This window comes from Streptomyces sp. NPDC091376 (genome assembly GCF_044757085.1).
GTDB lineage: Bacteria > Actinomycetota > Actinomycetes > Streptomycetales > Streptomycetaceae > Streptomyces > Streptomyces pratisoli.
In genome coordinates this window covers 70281-87285 of sequence record NZ_JBIVUF010000008.1, presented here as the reverse complement: position 1 = coordinate 87285, position 17005 = coordinate 70281, and the positions used below count along the sequence as shown (strand labels likewise).

The 17005-nt window shown below is 71.6% G+C and carries 17 protein-coding genes and 1 riboswitch; of the genes, 9 read left to right on the top strand and 8 right to left on the bottom strand.

All coding sequences use genetic code 11. The features are described from left to right. Window positions 1–83: 83 nt before the first annotated feature. The 6 genes from ACIQMR_RS18925 to ACIQMR_RS18900 all read right to left on the bottom strand — a co-directional run bounded on the left by ACIQMR_RS18925 (window position 84) and on the right by ACIQMR_RS18900 (window position 6090). A complete protein-coding gene (locus tag ACIQMR_RS18925; protein ID WP_401388143.1) occupies window positions 84–863 on the bottom strand; it encodes an enoyl-CoA hydratase in 780 nt (259 codons plus the stop codon). Next, a complete protein-coding gene (gene mmsB, locus ACIQMR_RS18920; RefSeq protein WP_401388140.1) occupies window positions 860–1756 on the bottom strand; it encodes a 3-hydroxyisobutyrate dehydrogenase in 897 nt (298 codons plus the stop codon). Before mmsB ends, ACIQMR_RS18925 begins: the two co-directional genes overlap by 4 nt. Beyond that, complete coding sequence (locus ACIQMR_RS18915) at window positions 1753–2823, bottom strand: enoyl-CoA hydratase/isomerase family protein (protein WP_401388137.1); 1071 nt, start codon at window positions 2821–2823, stop codon at window positions 1753–1755. The genes mmsB and ACIQMR_RS18915 overlap by 4 nt, the downstream gene beginning before the upstream one ends. After that, on the bottom strand, window positions 2820–3968 hold the full coding sequence (locus ACIQMR_RS18910; protein ID WP_401388134.1) for an acyl-CoA dehydrogenase family protein: 1149 nt from the start codon (window positions 3966–3968) through the stop codon (window positions 2820–2822). Before ACIQMR_RS18910 ends, ACIQMR_RS18915 begins: the two co-directional genes overlap by 4 nt. 5 nt (window positions 3969–3973) lie before the next feature. Further along, window positions 3974–5497 (bottom strand): CoA-acylating methylmalonate-semialdehyde dehydrogenase, encoded by a 1524-nt coding sequence (locus tag ACIQMR_RS18905; RefSeq protein WP_401388131.1) that lies wholly within the window; start codon window positions 5495–5497, stop codon window positions 3974–3976. Window positions 5498–5677: 180 nt separating this feature from the next. Further along, window positions 5678–5852: riboswitch (cobalamin riboswitch) on the bottom strand. 61 nt (window positions 5853–5913) lie between these two features. After that, entirely contained in the window at window positions 5914–6090 is a 177-nt protein-coding gene (locus ACIQMR_RS18900; protein WP_401388128.1) for a hypothetical protein, read from the bottom strand. Between the two features lie 81 nt (window positions 6091–6171). Between ACIQMR_RS18900 and ACIQMR_RS18895 the strand changes: the two genes are divergently transcribed. Beyond that, window positions 6172–6564 (top strand): hypothetical protein, encoded by a 393-nt coding sequence (locus ACIQMR_RS18895; RefSeq protein WP_401388125.1) that lies wholly within the window; start codon window positions 6172–6174, stop codon window positions 6562–6564. Here ACIQMR_RS18895 and ACIQMR_RS18890 read toward each other — a convergent pair. Both ACIQMR_RS18890 and ACIQMR_RS18885 read right to left on the bottom strand, forming a co-directional pair. Then, window positions 6551–7477: a hypothetical protein gene (locus ACIQMR_RS18890; protein WP_401388122.1), complete on the bottom strand. Its 927-nt coding sequence runs from the start codon at window positions 7475–7477 to the stop codon at window positions 6551–6553. The genes ACIQMR_RS18895 and ACIQMR_RS18890 overlap by 14 nt on opposite strands. 74 nt (window positions 7478–7551) lie before the next feature. After that, window positions 7552–7974: a secondary thiamine-phosphate synthase enzyme YjbQ gene (locus ACIQMR_RS18885; protein ID WP_401388119.1), complete on the bottom strand. Its 423-nt coding sequence runs from the start codon at window positions 7972–7974 to the stop codon at window positions 7552–7554. Window positions 7975–8066: 92 nt separating this feature from the next. On the opposite strand from ACIQMR_RS18885, the gene ACIQMR_RS18880 reads away from it, so the two are divergent. The 8 genes from ACIQMR_RS18880 (at window position 8067) to ACIQMR_RS18845 (ending at window position 16944) form a co-directional block, all read left to right on the top strand. After that, window positions 8067–8150 carry a putative leader peptide gene (locus ACIQMR_RS18880; protein ID WP_351816447.1) on the top strand — a complete coding sequence of 28 codons (84 nt, stop codon included), beginning with the start codon at window positions 8067–8069 and terminating at the stop codon, window positions 8148–8150. A gap of 243 nt (window positions 8151–8393) precedes the next feature. Then, window positions 8394–9293 carry an ABC transporter permease gene (locus tag ACIQMR_RS18875; RefSeq protein WP_401388116.1) on the top strand — a complete coding sequence of 300 codons (900 nt, stop codon included), beginning with the start codon at window positions 8394–8396 and terminating at the stop codon, window positions 9291–9293. Next, complete coding sequence (locus tag ACIQMR_RS18870; RefSeq protein ID WP_401388113.1) at window positions 9266–10033, top strand: ABC transporter ATP-binding protein; 768 nt, start codon at window positions 9266–9268, stop codon at window positions 10031–10033. Before ACIQMR_RS18875 ends, ACIQMR_RS18870 begins: the two co-directional genes overlap by 28 nt. Before the next feature lie 27 nt (window positions 10034–10060). Continuing rightward, window positions 10061–11101 carry an ABC transporter substrate-binding protein gene (locus ACIQMR_RS18865; protein ID WP_401388110.1) on the top strand — a complete coding sequence of 347 codons (1041 nt, stop codon included), beginning with the start codon at window positions 10061–10063 and terminating at the stop codon, window positions 11099–11101. Further along, window positions 11101–12309, top strand: a complete 1209-nt coding sequence (locus ACIQMR_RS18860; RefSeq protein WP_401388108.1) for an LLM class flavin-dependent oxidoreductase — start codon at window positions 11101–11103, stop codon at window positions 12307–12309. The genes ACIQMR_RS18865 and ACIQMR_RS18860 overlap by 1 nt, the downstream gene beginning before the upstream one ends. Window positions 12310–12773: 464 nt before the next feature. Beyond that, window positions 12774–13964, top strand: coding sequence for an NAD(P)/FAD-dependent oxidoreductase (locus ACIQMR_RS18855; protein WP_401388105.1), 1191 nt, complete (start codon window positions 12774–12776; stop codon window positions 13962–13964). A gap of 86 nt (window positions 13965–14050) precedes the next feature. Further along, window positions 14051–15409: a 2-oxoadipate dioxygenase/decarboxylase family protein gene (locus ACIQMR_RS18850; protein ID WP_401388102.1), complete on the top strand. Its 1359-nt coding sequence runs from the start codon at window positions 14051–14053 to the stop codon at window positions 15407–15409. Then, window positions 15406–16944, top strand: coding sequence for an aldehyde dehydrogenase family protein (locus tag ACIQMR_RS18845; RefSeq protein ID WP_401388099.1), 1539 nt, complete (start codon window positions 15406–15408; stop codon window positions 16942–16944). Before ACIQMR_RS18850 ends, ACIQMR_RS18845 begins: the two co-directional genes overlap by 4 nt. The last annotated feature ends 61 nt before the right edge of the window (window positions 16945–17005 follow it).

Here is a 17005-nt window from a genome sequence, read left to right as displayed (position 1 = left end):
CCCCCGTTCCCCGTTCTCGTGGTCGTACGGTCGAACGCGAGTGGCCCCGAAACAGTTCCGGGGCCACTCGCGTTCCGCGTCGTTCAGCGGTTCCGGAAGGCGGGTGACCGCTTCTCGGTGAAGGCGGCCATGCCCTCCTTCTGGTCTTCGGTGGCGAACACCGCGTGGAACAGGCGGCGTTCGAATCGGACGCCCTCGGTGAGCGTGGTCTCGAAGGCGCGGCCGACGGCCTCCTTCGCCATCATGGCTACGGGCAGTGACATCCCGGCGACGGTCTCAGCGACCGCCAGCGCCTCCCCGACCAGTTCGTCGGCGGGCACGATCCGTGAGACTAACCCGGCCCGCTCCGCCTCGGCGGCGTCCATGGTGCGCCCGGTCAGGCAGAGCTCCATGGCCTTGGCCTTGCCGACCGCCCGAGTCAGCCGCTGGGAGCCGCCGATGCCGGGGATCACCCCGAGTTTGATCTCCGGCTGGCCGAAGACGGCGGTGTCGGCGGCGAGCAGGATGTCGCAGAGCATGGCCAGTTCGCAGCCGCCACCGAGGGCATATCCGGCGACAGCGGCGACGGTCGGGGTCCGCAGCTGTCCGAGCCGGTCCCAGGCGGTGAACCAGTCGCTGAGGTACATGTCCATGTACCCCTGCGGCTGCATCTCCTTGATGTCGGCGCCTGCCGCGAACGCCTTCTCCGAGCCGGTGATGACGATGCAGCCACAGTCCGGGTCCCGGTCGAGGGCCTCGCCGGCGGCGACGACCTCGTTCATCACCTGGAGGTTCAGCGCGTTGAGCGCCTTCGGCCGGTTGAGAGTGAGCAGGGCGGTGCGGCCCTTGCGTTCGACCAGGATGGTTTCGTACTCGGTGGTCACGTGGCTTCTCCGCTCTGTTCCCTGATGGTTCGTACGATGCCGGAGAAGTCCTCCGAGCCACCGACTCGTTCGGCATAGGCGGCATACAACTCGGCCGCTCGGAGGCCGAGTTCCGCGTGCACGCCGCCCTCGCGAAGGGCGTTGGCGGCCAGGCCCAGGTCCTTGGCCATCAGGGAGGCGGCGAACCCGGGCCGGTAGTCGCGATTGGCGGGGCTGGTCGGAACGGGGCCGGGGACGGGGCAGTTCACGCTGAGGGCCCAGCACTGACCGGACGCGGTGGACGCCACGTCGTAGAGCGCCTGGTGGGACAGGCCGAGGCTCTCACCGAGGACGAACGCCTCACTGACGGCGATCATGGACACGCCGAGGATCATGTTGTTGCAGATCTTGGCGGCCTGCCCGGCTCCCGGACCACCGCAGTGCACGGCCTTCTTGCCCATGGTCTCCAGCAGCGGGCGGGCCTCGGCGAACTCCCCCTCACCCCCACCTGCCATGAAGGTCAGCGTGGCGGCCTCGGCCCCGACCACCCCGCCGGACACGGGCGCGTCCAGGGCGCGCATTCCGGCGGCGAGGGCCCGATCATGGGCAGTGCGCGCGTCGGCCACGTCGATGGTGGAGCAGTCGACGAAGAGGGTGCCGGGGCGAGCGGTGGTGAGGATGTCGTCGTAGAGCCCGAGGACGTGGCGTCCGGCGGGCAGCATGCTGATGACCACGTCGGCGGCGGCGACGGCCTCGGTCACGGACGCGACGGACTCCACACCGGCCTGGGCGGCGGCCTCCACGGCCGCGGGGACGAGGTCGTGGCCGAGTACCCGATGACCGGCCTTGGCCAGGTTGACGGCCATCGGGCCGCCCATGTGTCCCAGGCCGATGAACACGACGGTCCGGCTCACCAAACCACCTCCTCGGTGGTGTCGGATGCGGCGGCGAGGCCGAGTTCGCGCTCGCCGAGGGGGGCGAAGAAGCGCTCGACGTCCGCGTCGGTGACCTCGACGAGGGTCGCGGGCGACCAGCTGGGGTTGCGGTCCTTGTCGATGACCTGGGCGCGGATGCCCTCCACCAGGTCCGGGCCGCGCAGACAGGCGCAGGAGATGCGGTACTCCTGGTCGAGGACCCGCTCCAGCGCGCCGAGCCCGCGGGCGCGACGCAGAGCCGCCAGGGTGACCTTGAGCGCGGTCGGGGACTTGGCGAGCAGGGTGTCGGCGGTCTCCTTCGCGGCCGGGTCGTCGTGGGCGAGGAGCCGCTGAATGCTCTCCTCGACGGTGTCCGCGGAGAAGCAGGCGTCGATCCAGCCCTTGCGGGCGGCCAGTTCCCCCGGCGGCGGGTCCTGGACATGACGCCCGAGGGCCTCGCGTACCGGCCGCTCGGCGAGGTCGTCCACGAAGGATCGCAGCAAGCCCGAGGGCATGTAGTGGTCGGCGAGCCCGCACAGCAGGGCGTCCGAGGCACCGATCGGCGCGCCCGTCAGTGCGAGATGGGCACCCAGCTCTCCGGGGGCGAGGGCGAGCAGATAGGTGCCGCCGACGTCGGGTACGAAGCCGATGCCGGTCTCGGGCATGGCGATCCTGGACCGCTCAGTGACGACGCGGACGCTGCCATGCGCGGAGATGCCGACACCGCCGCCCATCACAATCCCGTCCATCACGGCGACGTACGGCTTCGGGTAGCGGGCGATCCGGGCGTTGAGGCGGTACTCGTCGCGCCAGAAGGCGGCCGAGGCGCTGCCGTCGCCGTCGCGGGCGTCGTCGTGAATGGCCCGGATGTCACCTCCGGCGCACAGACCGCGCTCCCCCGCACCGGTGACGACGACCACCTCGACAGCCGGGTCGTGCTCCCACTTCGTGAGCGCCTCGTCGATGCGCAGCACCATCTCGTGGGTGAGGGAGTTCAGGGCCCTGGGGCGGTTGAGGGTGATGTGAGCGGCGTAGCCGCTCCTTCGGAACAGGACGTCGTCGCTCATCCGAACGCCTCCGTCAGACCGCGGGCCACGATGACGCGCATGATCTCGTTGGTTCCTTCCAGGATCTGATGGACCCGCAGATCGCGGACGATCTTCTCGATGCCGTACTCGCTCAGGTAGCCGTAACCGCCGTGCAGCTGGAGCGCGCGGTCGGCGACCGAGTAGCCGGTGTCAGTGGCGAACCGCTTCGCCATCGCGCACAGGTACGGCGCCTGCGGATCGCCCCGGTCGAGTGCCTGGGCGGCCTGCTGGACCAAGGCGCGTGCGGCGGCGAGTTCGGTCGCCATGTCGGCGAGCCGGAAGCGCAACGCCTGGGCATCGAGGAGCCGGGCGCCGAACGCCTCCCGGTCGGCGAGGTGGGCCAGGCTGCGGTCGAGGGCGCTGCGGGCGCCGCCGAGTGAGCAGGCCGCGATGCCGAGCCGGCCGCCGTTGAGACCGTTCATCGCGATACGGAAGCCCTCACCCTCACGGCCGAGGAGCCGGTCGGCGGGCAGGCGTACACCGTCCATGGCCACCTGGCGGGTGGGCTGGGCGTTCCAGCCCATCTTCCGCTCGTTCGGCCCGAAGGAGAGACCGGGATCGTCCTTGTCGACCACGAACGCGGAGATCCCGTCGACGCCCTCGCCGCCCGTGCGGGCCATCACGACGTACAACTGGGAAGCCCCCGCGCCGGAGATGAACTGCTTCACGCCCGTGAGCACCCAGTCGTCACCGTCTCGTACGGCACGACTCGCCAGGGCCGCCGCGTCCGAACCGGCGCCCGGCTCGGTCAGACAGTAGCTGGCAAGGTCCTCCATGGCGCAAAGACGCGGCAGCCACCGCTCGCGCTGGGCGTCGTCGCCGTAACGGTCGATCATCCAGGCGACCATGTTGTGGATCGAGAGGTAGCCCGCGATGGACGGGCAGCCGGAGGCAAGGGTCTCGAAGACGAGGACGCCATCGGAACGGGTGAGGCCGCTTCCCCCGGACTCCTCACGGACGTAGACGCCGCCGAGGCCGAGGCCGGCCGCCTTGCGCAGTACGTCGACGGGGAAGTGCTTGTCGCGGTCCCAGTCCAGGGCGTGCGGGGCGAGGTGGTCCTGGGCGAAGTCGAGCGTGGTCTCCACGAGGGCCTGCTGGTCCTCGGTGAGCAGAGTGCTGGTCATGTCGCTCAACCCATCGTGGGAATCGTGAAGCTCGCGCCTTCGCGGAGACCGGCGGGCCAGCGCGAGGTGACCGTCTTCGTCCGGGTGTAGAAGCGGATGGCGTCAGGACCGTGCTGGTTGAGGTCGCCGAATCCGGAGCGCTTCCAGCCACCGAAGGTGTGATAGGCGACCGGCACCGGGATGGGCACGTTGACGCCGACCATGCCGGTGTTCACGCGCCGGGTGAAATCACGGGCGGTGTCGCCGTCCCGGGTGAAGATGGCGACGCCGTTGCCGAAGGTGTGCTCGCTGGGCAGGCGCAACGCTTCCTCGTAGTCGGCGGCGCGCGCGACGCACAGCACCGGCCCGAAGATCTCCTCCTGGTAGATGCGCATCGCGGGCGTGACCCGGTCGAAGAGAGAGGCACCGGCGAAGAAGCCGTTCTCATGGCCGGGGAGGACGAAGTCCCTTCCGTCCACGACAAGTTCGGCGCCTTCCTCGACTCCGAGGTCGACGTAGGAGCGGACCCGGTCGACGGCGTCGCGGCCGACCAGGGGACCGAAGTCGGCCTCGGGGTCGTCGCTGCGGCCGATCCTCAGCGAGCCGATGCGCTCCTTCAGCCGGGCCACGAGCGCGTCGGCGGTGTCCTCGCCCACCGGGACGGCGACGGAGATCGCCATGCAGCGCTCCCCCGCCGAGCCGTACCCGGCACCGATCAAGGCGTCCACGGCCTGGTCGAGGTCGGCGTCCGGCATCACGATCATGTGGTTCTTCGCGCCGCCGAAGCACTGGGCGCGCTTGCCGTTGGCGGCGGCGGTCGCGTAGACGTGCGCGGCGATCGGCGTCGAGCCGACGAAGCCGAGAGCCGCCACGCGCGGGTCTTCGAGGAGGGTCTCGACGGACTCTCGGGCGCCGTTGACGACGTTCAGGACCCCGGGCGGGAGGCCGGCCTCCAGGAACAGCTCCGCGAGCCGCAGCGGAACGGACGGATCCCGCTCGGACGGCTTGAGGATGAAGGCGTTTCCGCAGGCCAGGGCCGGAGCGGCCTTCCACAGGGGGATCATCGCGGGGAAGTTGAACGGTGTGATCCCGGCGACCACGCCGAGCGGGGCGCGCAGCGAGTGGACGTCGATGCCGGTGCCGGCGTTGTCGGTGAACTCGCCCTTGAGCAGATGCGGGATGCCGGCGGCGAACTCCACGACCTCCAGGCCGCGCTGGATGTCGCCGTGCGCGTCGGCGATCGTCTTGCCGTGCTCGGCGGACAGCAGCCGGGCCAGATCGTCCTTCTCCTGCTCCACAAGTTGCAGGAACCGCATCAGAACGCGGGCGCGGCGCTGTGGATTCCACTCCCCCCACGCACCCTGCGCCTGGGCGGCGTCGGCGATCACCGCCTCGGTCTCGGCCCGGCTCGCCAGCGGCACCAGGGCCTGGACCTCGCCGGTGTTGGGGTCGTACACCTCGCCGTAGGACCCCGATGTTCCCGGGGTGTGCTTGCCGCCGACGAAGTGCGTCAACTCGCGCACGGGGGCGCGTTCATGCTCGCGGACCATGACTGCCTGCTCTCGTCAGGAGGGATCCGAGGATGGCGCGCCGGCCTCGCACACGCACGCGGGTGGCGTACGGGTGCCGGGGGCGCGAGATCGCGTATGGCCGGAGCCCCGTCAGACGACAGGCTCACCAGGGTCGTGGGTACACACCGGTGCCATGCGTGTCAGCTCCATCCTCGTGGACAACACGGAACACCCCACGGCCGGTATCCTGACTCCCGGATCAGCGCGCGCCGTCCGCCTTCCCGACATCCAGCTCGTCAGTGGCGTATCGCTCGACGACGTACTCCCCGGTCACAGTGGCGGGACCGTCCCGGATTCACACCGGCTTCCCTGCACCGCGGGCTTACCTCTCGAATATATAGTTGGACGTCCTAGTAAATCCAGTGCTGGGGGGTCATCCGCCAGAAGTCGGCTGGTCAGCGTGATTCGGAATCCGCCGTCCGAGGGTCAGCGAAGCGCACCGGCGCACGGAAGCGGGCCTTGCGCGCGGCCCGGCGGAAGGTGGTCAGCACCGCCGGCCCGGCGAGCAGGCCCCACTGCCCTTGGGCCAGCTCGTTCACGATGCGCAGGCCCCGTCCACGCTCGACGAGCAACCCGCCTGCCTCCTCGACCGGTTCGGGATCCGACGACGTGTCACCGCGGTAGAGGCCCGCGGGGAGCAGAGGGTCCCTGTCATGAATCTCATGTATCTGCCGGCGGCCGAGCGGACATGCACCTCGTACGGGCCGCACGCGTGCTCGTACGCGTTCGCCACGAGCTCCGAGACGGCCAGGGCGCCGTCACTGACGACGTCCCCGGACAGCCGTGGGTCTCGCGGCGCACCCCGGCGATCCGGCTCCCGATCGACCAGCTCGGGCGCACGGAGCGCGACAGGCATCCCGTATCTCGCGCCCGAGGTCCAGCTCTTCTACAAGGCGAAGGCGACCCGGGACAAGGACGAGACCGACTTCGAGGCGGTACTGCCGCTGCTCGACGCTCCGGCACGCGCCTGGCTGGCGGATGCGATCAAGGTGATCGCGCCCACCCACCACTGGCTCCGGCGGCTCCTGCCGCTCAGCCGAACGTGAGCAGCGGCACGTCGTAGAGGTCGGGGTTCCGGGGCCAGGTCATCGTGGGCGACGTGACCTCCACGATCAGCAGCTCGCCGAGGAACTGGACCTTGGCGCTGAGGAGGTGGCTCGTCCTGCCGTCGGCGGACTGAGCCCTCAGGCCGGCGGAGACGTGGATGTGCGGAAGTATCCCGCCGGTGGCGGGGTCATGGGCGAGAGTGCCGGCGCCGAACGCCTCGACGTTGGTGACGTACGTCTTCGCCCAGCTCCCTCGGTCCGTACCCGTGAGGCGATGACAGCCCGGCGCCCGGGAGAGGGCGAAACCGTCGGTGTGGGCGAAGCCTCCGTCGCCGGTGACCCAGGTGCGGATGCCGACGGACTCCATGAGGGCGATGGCGAGGAAAAGCAGAACGCGCTCGTACGCCGGCGAGGAGGCGACCGCCGTCTCGGGGACGCAGAACCCCCGGCCGCTGGTACCGCCTGGACGCCGGGGCGCCATTCGTTCGAGGTAGCGGTACTTGTGCCGGAAGAACAGCCAGGTGGCGGCCTCCTCACCGCGCGGTTCCCTGGTCCAGAAGACGGGTGCGTCGCCCAGGTGGTCACGGTGGCCCAGGATGTACCGGGCCGCGGTCTCCGAGCCGATCAGCATCGTGGACACTTCGGTCAGGCCGTGGTCGGAGGCGAGCGGCGAGCCTGGGGAAGCGGTGAGCGAAGCCAGCGAGGTGTGCAGGACCTGGTCGTCGCCGAGCAGGGCCGCCTCGAATCCCGACATGGCCCACAGGATGCCGTAAGTCAGGTCGTCCAGTTCGTACGCGGCCGGGACGTCGACCGGGTCGGAGGCGGTGCCGCGTACGCCGCTCGGCCTGGCGTCGACGACGAACTGCCGGACTGCCCCGTCCACCGTGCGGTTCGCGACGACGAGCGCGCGCATCGGCATGGTGCGCCAGGCGTCCAGCTCCGGGCGGAAGTCGAGTCGCAGGATGTCCTCGAGGAAGGAGGCTGCGATCAGCCCAGGAAGCTCAACCGCACTTGACGGTTGCCTTTGTCTTTATTGGTGTCGACCAGACAGACCGACTGCCAGGTGCCGAGCTCCAGCCGGCCGCCGATGACCGGCAGCGTCGCGTGCGGCGGCACGAGCGCGGGCAGGACGTGGTCGCGGCCGTGGCCCGGGCTGCCGTGGCGGTGCTGGTAGCGGTCGTCGGCGGGGAGCAGGACGTGCAGTGCGGCCAGCAGATCGTCGTCGCTGCCCGCGCCGGTCTCGATGACCGCGATCCCCGCGGTGGCGTGGGGCACGAACACATGGAGCAGGCCGTCGCGACCGTCGGCGGTCTCGTCGAGGAATTCCGCGCACTCGCGCGTCAGATCCGTCACGGCCTCCGCCGTGCCGGTGGCCACGTTCAGAACTCGGGTGGTGAAGGCGTCGGGCATACCTCCATCCTCTCGCCCATCCCGCAGGATCGCGCGTCCGCAGTACGAGACGGCGTTGACCGGTGGCGGAACCGGTCGCTACGTTCTGCGCCATGTTGCGTACAGCCCTGCTCACCACGCGCGGTCACATCGACCTGCTGCGGGTGGCTTCCGCCGCGTGTCGTCGCGGCTGCTGACGCCTTCTCAGTGCCTGAAGCGCGCCCGGTGCGCGCCGCGTTCCTCGTCGTAGCGCCCATGACGCCGCGGCCCGCATCCACTCGTCGCGCCCTGAGTGCCTGCGTTCGCCGAGCGCCGTCGACGCGCGCCGGACGCTGACCCGCCCTTCTCCTCCCTCCCGCCCCGCCCGTCCTGCCGTCCACGGCCATGCCGTGGCGCCGCAGCCTGCGCCGGGGTTTGCCCTCCCCTGCCCAGGAGCCTCCATGACCGTCGATCACGCCCCACCGGACATCTCCGCCGTATCCAAGAACGCTCCGGCCGAGGTGCCGGTCGACTCCGTCGAGCCCGCACTCGAAGCCGTCACCCCGGCCGGAGCACGCGGCGGCCGCGCCGGCCTGCGCTCCGTACCTCGCTGGCTGCGGCGCACCGTGGGCCCGGTGCTCCTGCTCGTGCTGTGGCAGGTGTCCAGCTCCACCGGGTTCCTGAGCCCGGACACGCTCGCCTCGCCCGGGACCATCGCCCGCGCCGCCGGGGACCTGGTCGCCGACGGCACCCTGCCGAACGCCATGGGTGTCTCACTGCGGCGGGTCGCCGCGGGGCTGCTCCTCGGTGGCGCGATCGGCATCGCCCTGGCCCTGGTCTCCGGTCTGTCCCGGCTCGGCGAGGACCTCGTCGACGCGACCGTGCAGATGCTGCGTACGGTCCCCTGGGTCGGGCTGATCCCGCTGTTCATCATCTGGCTGGGCATCGGCGAGGCGCCGAAGGTCGCGCTCATCGCCCTCGGTGTCGCCTTCCATCTCTATCTCAACGTCTACGCCGGCATCCGAGGCGTCGACGAGCAGCTCGTCGAGGCCGGGCATTCACTGGGTCTCGGCCGCTGGGGGCTGATCCGCCATGTCGTCCTGCCGGGAGCGCTGCCCGGCGCCATGACGGGACTGCGCTACTCGCTCGCCACCGCCTGGCTGGCGCTCGTCTTCGGCGAGTCCATCAACGCGGACGCCGGGATCGGCTTCCTGATGAACCAGGCCCGGGAGTTCTTCCGGACCGATGTCATCGTCGTCTGCCTCGTCGTCTACGCCTTCCTCGGCCTGCTGGCCGACGCCCTCGTCCGCACTCTCGAAAGGCTGCTGCTGCAATGGCGACCGACGTTCAAGGGACAGTGAACACAGCGGCGGGCAGGACGGCCGCCGTCCGGGTCGAAGGGCTGACCCGTTCCTTCGACGGCCGTCCGGTGATCGACGGCCTCGATCTGACGCTCCGCCCCGGGGAGTTCACCGCGCTGCTCGGACACAGCGGCTGCGGGAAGTCGACACTGCTACGGGTCCTCGCGGGTCTCGACCGGGACATCGAGGGAACGGTCCTCGTGCCCGAGCGGCGGGCCGTGGCGTTCCAGGCGCCCCGGCTGATGCCCTGGAAGCGGGTGTGGCGCAATGTGCTGCTGGGCCTGCCGGGCAAGCCCGACCGGGCGGTCGCGGAGCGCGCGTTGGCGGAGGTCGGCCTCGGCGATCGCTCCGGAGCCTGGCCGAAGACGCTGTCCGGCGGCGAGGCGCAGCGGGCCTCCCTCGCCCGTGCCCTCGTACGCGAACCCGATCTGCTGCTGCTCGACGAGCCGTTCGGCGCGCTGGACGCGCTGACCCGGCTCACGGCGCAGCAGTTGGTGGCCGAGTTGTGGCAGCGGCGCGGCTGCGCCGTGCTGCTGGTCACGCACGACGTGGACGAAGCCCTGCTGCTCGCCGACCGGGCCCTGGTGATGCGGGACGGCGTCATCGCGTACGACACGGCCGTCACTCCGGACCGTCCTCGAACCGCCGGTGATCCGCGGCTCGCCGCGCTCCGCACCCGGCTGCTGACCGAACTCGGCGTCGACGGCCCCGCCACCCGGACCGCCCGCACCGCCGCCTGAACCACCCTCACGAGAAAGTCACCCGTCATGAAACGCTTCCTTCCCGCCGCCCTGCTCCCCCTCGCCCTGCTGCTGTCCGCCTGCTCCGGCAGCTCCGCCGCCGACGACTCCTCGGGCGGAGCCGGCCGCAGTGTCGACGGAAAGGGCTCGCTCACGCTCAACGTCGGGGACCAGAAGGGCGGTTCCGAAGCCGTCCTGCGGGCCGCCGGCGAACTCGACGATCTCCCCTACAGGATCAAGTGGTCCACGTTCACGTCCGGACCGCCGCTGCTGGAGGCCGTCAACGCCAAGGCCGTGGACGTCGGCTCGGTCGGCAACACCCCGCCCGTCTTCGCCGCGGGCTCCGGTTCGCGGATCACCATCGTGGCCGCCACCCACGGCGATTCGGCGGGCGAGGCGATCCTCGTGCCCAAGGACTCGCCGTTGCGGACCCCCGCGGATCTGAAGGGGAAGTCGGTCGCTGTCGCACAGGGCAGTTCGGCGCACTACCAGCTGATCGCCTCCCTGCGTAAGGCCGGTCTCGGGCCCGAGGACATCAAGATCAGTCTGCTCCAGCCCGCCGACGCGCTCGCCGCGTTCACCAGCGGCCGGGTCGACGCATGGGCGGTGTGGGACCCGTACACCTCCCAGGTGCTGCGGGGCGGCAAGAGCCGGGTCCTCACCGACGGAAACGGGCTGGTGAACGGACTCGGCTTCCAGGTCGCCGCGCCCTCGGCACTCGCCGACAAGCAGAAGGCCGCCGCCATCGGTGACCTCATCGAGCGGCTGCGGCGCGCCCAGGACTGGGTGTTCAAGCACCCGCAGGAGTGGGCGAAGGTCTGGGCGAAGGACACCGGGCTGCCCTACGAGGTCGCGCTCGACGCGGTGAAGCGGTCGTACGGGACCAGGGTGCCGGTCGCCGTCGACGCCGCGGCGATCGCGTCCGAACAGCGGATCGCCGACACCTTCGCCGAACTGAAGCTCGTTCCGCGCCGCTTCGACTTCGCCGACTACGTCGACGACCGCTTCAACAAGGACCTGCCGCCGTCGACCTCCCCGGCGCGCAGCTATGGAAAGGCCACATCCTGATGAGCGTTCATCTGCACTGGTTCCTGCCGACCGGCGGCGACGGCCGCACCCTCGTCGACCGGCACGCCTACACCGACGGCGGTGTCAAACGCTCCCGGATCACCCCGGTGAGCGGGGTCCGGGCACCGGACATCGAGTATCTGGCACAGATCGCGAAGGCCGCCGAGCAGCTGGGCTTCGAGGCCGTACTGACGCCCACCGGGACATGGTGCGAGGACGCCTGGCTGACGACGGTGGCGCTGTCGCAGCACACCGAGCGGCTGAAGTTCCTCGTCGCGTTCCGGCCCGGGGTGATCTCGCCGGTGCTGGCGGCGCAGATGGCGGCGACGTACCAGCGCATCACTCGTGGCCGGCTGCTGTTGAACGTGGTGACGGGTGGCGACTCGACCGAACAGCGGCGCTTCGGCGACCGTCTCGACCACGACCGGCGGTACGCGCGGACGGCGGAGTTCCTGTCGGTCGTGCGGGGTGTGTGGGGCGGCGGCCCGTTCGACTTCGAGGGCGCGCACTTCCAGGTGGAGGGCGGGCTCACGGCGCTTCCGCCGGACCCGCTGCCGGAGATCTTCTTCGGCGGCTCGTCGGCCGCCGCGGGGCCGGTGGCCGCGGACCACGCCGACGTCTACCTCACCTGGGGCGAACCGCCGCAGCAGGTGAAGGAGAAGATCGACTGGATCCGCGCGCTCGCGGAGGAACGAGGCCGCCGGGTGCGCTTCGGGATCCGGCTCCACACCATCTCGCGCGACTCGGCGCGCGAGGCGTGGGCTACGGCGGACCGGCTGCTGGACGATCTCGACCCGGAGACGATCGCCGCGGCGCAGCAGGCACTCGGCCGGAGCGAATCGGTGGGCCAGCAGCGGATGCTCGCCCTCCACGGTGGCAGGCGGGAGTCGTTGGAGATCTCGCCGAATCTGTGGGCCGGCGTGGGGCTGGTGCGCGGCGGGGCGGGGACGGCTCTGGTGGGAAGCCACGCGGACGTCGCGGACCGTATCGAGGAATACCACGAGCTGGGCATCGAGCACTTCGTCCTGTCCGGCTACCCGCATCTGGAGGAGGCCTACTGGTTCGGGGAGGGCGTCACCCCCGAACTGGCGGCGCGCGGTCTCCTCCACCGGATCCCGCCCTCCCCGCTCCTCGGCGTCCCCGCGGCGAACGGCCGTCCCGCCTCGGCCCCGGGCGGCGCGCCCCTCCTGGTGGCGGGCGGACGGTAGTCCCCTGCGGGCTCTCCGCCCGCGACCGGGTTCGGGCGCCTGTCCCCGGCCGGCGACCGGGCTCCATCGGAGTCCGACCGCCGGGCCGGACACGGGGCCGGCCCCCGGACGGGACGCCGGGGATCGGTCGAGAGGGCCCCGGACTCTCCCGCCCGGGACCGGGTACGGACGCCCGTCCCCGGCCGGCGACCGGGCTCCATCGGAGTCCGACCGCCGGACCGGACACGGGGCCGGCCCCCGGACGGGACACCCGGGACCGTCGAGAGGCCGGGGACCGGTCGAGAGGACCGGACAAGACGCGGGGCCGGTCGGGAGGGCCGGGCGGGACGCGGAGACCGTCCCGGGTGGGGCTCGTTCACGGGGCCCGGCGCGGCACCGGCTGTGGGAAGCCGGAGGTGCGCCGTGCCGGGGACGCCCTTCGAGGCGTCGTGGACGGCGGCGGGGGAGGGCGTCACCATGGCCTCATGGCCCACGGGACAGCTCACAAGGCCCCGCCCTCCGCAGCCGGAGTCGTCATCATCGGCGGCGGCGTCATCGGGGCCGGCATCGCGTTCCATCTCGCCGAGGCAGGCGTCCGCGACGTCCTCGTGCTGGAGCGGGACACTCCCGCCTCCGGCTCGTCGGGCAAGCCGATCGGCGGCGTACGCGCCCAGTTCTCCGATCCGCTCAACATCCGTCTCGGGCAGCACAGTCTCCGGGCCTGGCGCGAGTTCGGCAGGCGGCCCGGTACGGACGTGGGGCTGGAGCAGGTCGGCTATCTCTTCCTGCTGAACCGCGACGAGGATGTGGCGGCGTTCGGCGAGGCGTCGGCCCTGCAGCGGGAACTGGGCGTGGACAGCCGTCTCGTCGGCCCCCGGGAGGCCCAGGCGCTGTGCCCGTACGTCGACCCGTCCGGGTTCGTGGCCGCCGCCCACTCCCCCGGTGACGGATACGCCCTGCCCGAGGCGGCCGTGCTCGGCTATCTGCGGGCCGCCCGCGCTCTCGGTGCGACCGTGCTCAGCCACTGCCCCGTCACCGGTATCGACCGCGACGGCGACGTGCTGCGTGCCGTCCGTACGCCGTACGGGACGGTCCGCACCACCACCGTGATCTGCGCGGCGGGCGCCTGGTCGGCCGGTATCGCCGAGATGGCCGGGCTGCGGCTGCCCGTCACGCCGCTGCGCCGCCAGATCGCGCTCACCGGACCGCTCGCGCCCCGCCCGCCCCGTATCCCCTTCACCCTCGACTTCGACTCGACCCTGTACTTCCACAACGACAACGCCGGCGGCCTGGTCCTCGGGCTGTCCGACGCCCGCCAGGAGCCGGGCTTCGGGCGGGAATTCAGCGAGGAGTGGCTGGAGCCGTTCCGCGAGGCCGCCGCCCGCGTCGCGCCGGCCCTCGCGGGCATGGCGCCGGCGGGCGGCGGCTGGGCGGGGCTCTACGAGATGACGCCTGACCGCAACGCCCTCATCGGCGAGGCGTCCGGCGTCTCCCGCTTCCTGTACGCCACGGGGTTCTCCGGGCACGGCTTCCTCCAGGCGCCCGCGGTGGGCGAGATCATGCGTGATCTGTTCCTGGGGCGGGAGCCGTTCCTCGATGTGGGCCCACTGTCCGCTACGCGGTTCGAGGCGGCGCCGTCCGCCACCGCGGCCCGGCCGGAGGCCCACATCATCTGATCGCCCGGACAGCCGCCCTGACGACCGCCCCGACAACCGCTCCCTCTACCGCACGACCGACCACCCCGTCCGGCTCAGGAGGTCCCATGGCGTCCACCGTCCTCCCCACCTGGCGGCTGCGTGCCGCGTTCGCCCGCCGCCTCTCCGCCATGTACGGCACCGAGGTCCCCGCCTACACGACCCTGGTCGAGGTCGCCGGGCAGGTGAACGACACCGTGATGCGGGCGGGCGGCGAGCGGGCCCAGCGGCTCGGCAGCATCGCGCGGGTGACGGCGGAGCGGCACGGCGCGATCCGCGTCGGCACTCCGCGCGAACTGTGCCAAGCCGCCCAGATCTTCGCCGCGCTCGGCATGGAGCCGGTCGGCTTCTACGATCTGCGGGACGCGTCGGCGAGCGCCGTCCCGGTCGTCTCCACCGCGTTCCGGCCGGTACTCCCCGAGGAACTGGACCGCAATCCCTTCCGTGTCTTCACCTCCATGCTGACTCCCGCGGACCGCCGCTTCTTCGACGCGGACCTGGAGAAGCGGCTGGGGACGTTCCTGGAGCGCCGCGAGCTGTTCCCACCGGAGCTGCTGGAGCTTGCGGCGCGCGCCGAACGCGAGGCAGGGCTCGACGAGGAGCGGGCGGAGCGTTTCCTCACCCTCGCGGTCGCGGCCTTCGAACTCTCCCCGGAGCCGGTGGACCGGGCCTGGTACGCCGAGCTGGAGAAGGTCTCCGCGGTCGCCGCCGACATCGGCGGTGTGACCAGCACCCACATCAACCACCTCACCCCGCGCGTGCTGGACATCGACGACCTCTACCGGCGGATGGAGGAGCGGGGCATCACGATGATCGACCGCATCCAGGGGCCGCCGCGCTGGGACGGTCCCGATGTGCTGCTGCGTCAGACGTCGTTCCGGGCGCTGGCGGAGCCTCGCACGTTCCGCGAGGAGGACGGCGGCCTGGTCACCGGCTCGCTGCGGGTGCGGTTCGGTGAGGTCGAGGCGCGCGGGATCGCGCTCAGCCGTGCGGGACGCGCGCTGTACGACCGGCTCGTCGACGGCCCGGCCGGGGAGTGGGCGGCGCACTTTCCCCGTACGGAGCGTCAACTGGCCGTGGACGGACTGGGGTTCTTCACGTACGAGGCGGCGCACGACCGGCCGCGGGACGGCCGGCGGCCCCCGGACGAGCCGGCCGGGCTGCTCGACGGCGGCTGGCTCACCGCCCGGCCGATCGTCTACGAGGACTTCCTGCCGCGCTCGGCGGCGGGGATCTTCCAGTCGAACCTCACCGACCCGGGCGCCCGCGACTCCGCGCAGACGGGCACGCACTACGACCAGCACTGGATGTCAGGGGCGATCGGGCGCACGGTGCACGACCCCTTCGACCTCTACGCCGTACAGCAGGGCGACTCGCTGGCGCGGGCCGGACGGGCCCTTGGACTCACCGAGGAGAGCGACGCATGACCACCACCGCACTGCCCGACACCGACGCGCTGCGGGCGCGGGCCGAACAAGCGCTGCGCCGGTGCGGTGCACGGCTGCCCGCCGGAGGGGCTGCCGGGCACCTCGCCGCCCGTACGCCACTGACCGGCGGAACGCTCCTCACGCTGCCCATGACCACGCCCGAGGACGCCGACGCGATGATCGCTCAGGCGCGGGCCGCCTTCCTGGAGTGGCGCACGGTCCCGGCGCCGCGCCGAGGCGCACTGGTCAAACGGCTCGGCGAGCTGCTCACCGAGCACAGGGAGGATCTGGCCGGGCTGGTCACCATCGAGGCAGGCAAGATCCACTCCGAGGCACTGGGCGAGGTCCAGGAGATGATCGACATCTGCGAGTTCGCGGTCGGTCTCTCCCGGCAGCTGTACGGGCGGACCATGGCGTCCGAGCGGCCCGGCCACCGGCTGTCCGAGAGCTGGCACCCCCTGGGCGTGGTCGGGGTCATCTCGGCTTTCAACTTCCCCGTCGCGGTGTGGTCGTGGAACACGGCGATCGCGCTGGTCTGCGGGGACACCGTGGTCTGGAAGCCCTCGGAGCTGACCCCGCTCACCGCCGTCGCCTGTGCCGCACTGCTCCGCAGGGCGGCCGAGGACACCGGCGCCCCCGACGGCGTCCACCGGCTGCTGCTGGGCGGCCGGGAGTGCGGTGAACGGCTCGTCGACGATCCGCGGGTGGCGCTGGTCAGCGCCACCGGTTCGGTACGGATGGGCCGCGAGGTGGGTCCGCGGGTGGCCGCCCGCTTCGGCCGCTGCCTGCTGGAACTGGGCGGGAACAACGCGGCGGTCGTCACCCCTTCCGCCGACCTGGACCTGGCGGTGCACGGCATCGTCTTCTCGGCGGCGGGGACGGCGGGGCAGCGCTGTACGAGCCTGCGGCGGCTCATCGTGCACGAGGACGTCGCGGACGAGCTCACGCAGCGGATCGTGAACGCCTACGGTCAGCTGCCCGTCGGTGATCCTTTCCAGCCGGACACCCTGGTCGGTCCGCTGATCTCGACGGCGGCGTACGACGCGATGGCCAAGGCCCTCCGGACGGCGCAGGCGGACGGGGGAAAGGTGCTGACGGGCGGCGACCGGCAGCTGCTGGAGGCGGCACCCGAGGCCGCGTACGTACGGCCGGCGGTCGTACGGATGCCGGCGCAGACGGAGATCGTCCGCGAGGAGACCTTCGCGCCGGTTCTCTACGTCCTGACCTACCGGACGCTGGACGAGGCGATCGAGCTGCACAACGGAGTTCCCCAGGGCCTGTCCTCTTCGATCTTCACCCGGAGCCAGCGGGAGGCGGAACGCTTCCTGGCCGCCGACGGCTCGGACTGCGGCATCGCCAACGTCAACATCGGCACCTCCGGGGCGGAGATCGGCGGTGCTTTCGGCGGCGAGAAGGAGACGGGCGGCGGCCGTGAGTCGGGCTCGGACGCGTGGCGCGCGTACATGCGCCGGGCCACGAACACCGTGAACTACTCCGACGACCTCCCGCTGGCCCAGGGCGTCAACTTCCTCTGACGCGGGACGCCGGTCCGGAGGCGGTACGGGAAGATCCTCGGCACCCCCACAGTTGGTAGAA